Origin of the sequence: uncultured Cardiobacterium sp. (genome assembly GCF_938028825.1) — a bacterium.
GTDB lineage: Bacteria > Pseudomonadota > Gammaproteobacteria > Cardiobacteriales > Cardiobacteriaceae > Cardiobacterium.
Genome location: NZ_CALIZP010000056.1, coordinates 1 through 3,527, shown reverse-complemented (window position 1 = coordinate 3,527; position 3,527 = coordinate 1). Strand labels below are relative to the sequence as shown.

The following is a 3,527-nucleotide window of genomic DNA, read 5'->3' as shown; positions in this document are numbered from 1 at the left end:
GGAAAAACGACTACCGCCTGAGCCAGCACAGCCCGACCGGCATCACCCTCACCGCCGCCGCCGATGCCGACACCCTGCACAACTGCCGCGCCCACCTGCAACTCGCCTGGCAAAGACTCGGCGTGGACACCGCCCAGTTGCAATGGCGGCTCGGCGACCACCTGCCCCGCCCCGACCCGGGCAGCGAACAGCGCCGCATCCGCCGCCTGCCGATGGCGATGCGAAGCTGATAAGGCGTTGCGCCTGTAAAAAAACCCGCTGACGCGGGTTTTTTGGTTGTGCGGGCGGGTTTACTTTACCGTCTCCCGGGCAGCAGCCTGTTCATTGTCCGCCATTGCCAGCAGCAGGCGGATCAGGCGGTAGCTCTGCCCATTGCGCGCCGTCATCGCAGGCGAGAGACGTTTTTCCGCCGCCTGCAATGCCTGCCATTGACCGTTGCGGGCGTGATCAAGCAATACGGCCGCGAGCGCGATGTCGTCAAATTGGGCTTTCCATACCGGATTGGCATCCACTTTGCCCAGCCAGGCCTCGCCCAGCGCATGCGCACCTGACCAGTCGCGCGCCGCCAGTGCCGCATTGAGGCGCAGGATGTCAGCAAAATCGGCGGAAACCGCCTCCGGTGCGCAGGGCAGCCAGGCCGGGTCAATAAGCACGCCCTGATGCAGTTCGGGAGGCAGGGTCATCAGGGTGAGATTGACTGCACTGCGCAGATTGCGCGCCAATATTTCCACCGCCGTGCCATCATCCTGTCTGTGGCAGGCCTGCCTTGCCGCTTGCCACAACAGGTAAGTGGTCGACAGCAGCGGGGGATCAAGCCGTTGTGCCGCCGTTGCCGCCAAGTGGCCGGTGCGCAGCAGCTCGGCATAGCTGCGGGCATCGTGTGTATTCATTTCCCCCTGGAACGAGCGCAGTGGTGAAGGCGTTGTTGTAGCCGGCAGTGCCTGCCGGATACCCAAGGCTTCCGGGAGCAGGCCGGCAGTAGCAGGAACCGGGGTGTTCAAATCGATGAGATAGGAAGCCGTGCTTGAAGTAAAGCGGGTTTGCGGCGCATCCAGGCTCAGGCGCGGGTAGTAGTAGGAGTTCGCCCGCGTGCCGAACAGAGTACCGTAGGCGCGTAGCAACCGTCCGTCGGCAATTTGGCGCAGTTGCAGCTGGGCGGCACTATCAATGCCCTGATGCTTCAGGTCGTCGCCGATAAACCCCTGCAAGACGCGCTCTGCACGCAGTTCCGGCAAGGTGCCTTGGGGGGTGGCGATAATGACAAGATCAGCAGCATTGGTGATATAGGCGCGGTAATCAGCAAATGCCGGGGTAAGTGCGTTGATGATGGAAGCGACCAGCGCATCATCGATTTCGTAGAGCTGCACCCATTGCACGAAGAGACCGTCCGGCTTCAGGTGGCGCGGCACGAAGTCGTAGAACTCGCGCGCGAACAGCGCACCGATGCCGCTAATCCACGGGTTCGACGGCTCGGAGACAATAATGTCGTACTTCGCCTGCCGTCCGGAAAAGTAAGATTTGGCGTCATCGATGATGATGTGCGAGCGCGGATCGGTATAAGCCCGCTCAACGTGCTTGCCGAAGAGTTTGGCCGCTTCCACCATCACCGGCTCGATTTCGACAGTATCGACCCGCTGTACCCGCGCATCACCGAGCAGGGTGTGCGTGCTCATCCCCGAACCGTAACCGATGACGCCGATTTCCTCCGGCTTGTCGTGTATCGCCAGCGGCAGGGCGGCGAGCAAGACCATCGTTGCTTCATCCGGCGCCGGTTGCTCCTGCATCTCGATACTGGCATCGGGCTTGCCGTTGGTGGCAATGGAGCGCTGGGTATTGTTTTGCTGTACGGAAACGCTGGCCGTTTTGCCGTCGCGATAAAACAATATCTGTCCGGAGGTGGACACCTGCCCTGTGCGGAACACGCCGCTTGCCAGTTTCAGCGGGTCAAACTGCACCTTGCTAATGCTGAGGACAGTCGCCAGTACCACTGCCGCTGTCGCCACTGCGGTGCGCAGCAGGCGCGGTTTGCTGTCGGCCTCGCGGCGCAGCAGGAAAAGGCCAATGGCCATATCGATGAAGGCCGCCAGTACCAGTGCCAGTTTCAATCCCAGCGCCGGAATCATCAGGTGCATGGCGGCGAAGACACCGGCAATCGAGCCGATAGTATTCCAGGCATAGACCTGGCCGATGACCCGCTCACCATGCCCCTTGCGCAGCAGCGTCACGGTAAAGAGCGGCAGGGTGGTGCCGGCGAAAAAAGCGGCAGGCAGCATGATGGCGATGGCAATCACGGCGGTGCCGAAGGAATAAAGCGCGTAGCCGTTCGCCGTTCTTTCCAGACCGCCCATCAGCCAGCCGACCCAGTCGAAGGCGTGGCTGTAAACGACCAGAGAGAACAGCGCGGCGAGCCCCATGCCGACCTGCATCCAGCCGGCGAGACGGAGTGGATCGCGGCTGCTATCGGCGCGTTTGCGCACCCACAGGCCGCCAAAAGCGATACCGGCGATGAAAGAAGTCAGCATCAGCTCAAAAGCGTGCAGGGTGCTGCCGACTGCCATACTCAACATCCGGATCCACACGATTTCGTAAACAAACGACGCCGCACCGGAGAGCGCCGTACTCAGCAGCACGACGCGCAATAGCGGGCGCAGTACGGGCGCTGCAGCGTTGTCTTTTTGGGTGAGATGTGCGGGTGGTTCAGGAGTGCGGGCGAGATAAAGGGCAAGGGTCGCGACAACGAGATTCAGCACACCGGCGGTCATCACCGTGCCGGGCAGACCGAAGGCTGGAAGCAGCACAAAGGCGGAAAGCAGTGCTCCGCAGGCCGCACCGATGCTGTTGGTGAAATAAAGACCGCCGAGCAGACTGCCGTCCTGCCCCGGGAAACGGCGGATGAGGCCGCCACTCATCAGCGGGAAGGTCATGCCGAGAAGAATCGTCTGCGGCAGGATGAGCACGGCGGCGGTCAGCCAGCGCAACACGTCCGCCATGAAGGGCGAACCCGCTGCCGGCATCAGCACGTCATAACTGAAACCGAGTACGGCGGTGAAAATCCAGTGGAAAAGCAGGCCGAGGACGCCAATCAGCCCCTCAATCAGGGCATAACAGCGGATGAGATTGCGCCAGCGCTCGCCGGCGCGGGCAATCCACATCGCGCCCGCCGCCATGCCGCCCATGAAAATGGCGAGCACCAGCGCCTGCGCGTAAGCAGCGTGGCCGAGAAAGATGCCGAGATAATGCGACCAGATGGACTGGTAAATCAGCCCGGCAAAGCCGGAGAGGACGAAGATGCCGAGCAATAACGCGCGCCCTGAGGCGGCGGGTTTGGTGGGGTCAGGTGGGTTTTGCATAGATTCATTCCATTAAAAATGGCCCGAAGGAGCCAACGAAGAGGGTATCGTGCGCCTGACGGCGCGCGATGGCGGCATTCTACGCGAAACGGTCATGTTATAGTCGTTTCAAATGGGAATGGGACAAGGCGGCGAGCCGAAGACAGTACAGATAGTACGGCGAGGCTCGCCAACACC

1 protein-coding gene and 1 pseudogene are annotated in these 3,527 nt (G+C 61.6%); one reads left to right on the top strand and one right to left on the bottom strand.

The features are described from left to right. Positions 1–230 (top strand): annotated as a pseudogene (locus tag Q0562_RS08680) (hypothetical protein); the annotation flags it as partial. A gap of 60 nt (positions 231–290) precedes the next feature. On the opposite strand, the gene Q0562_RS08675 reads toward Q0562_RS08680, so the two are convergent. Beyond that, positions 291–3,350, bottom strand: a complete 3,060-nt coding sequence (locus Q0562_RS08675; RefSeq protein ID WP_298643522.1) for a fused MFS/spermidine synthase — start codon at positions 3,348–3,350, stop codon at positions 291–293. Positions 3,351–3,527 lie beyond the last annotated feature (177 nt).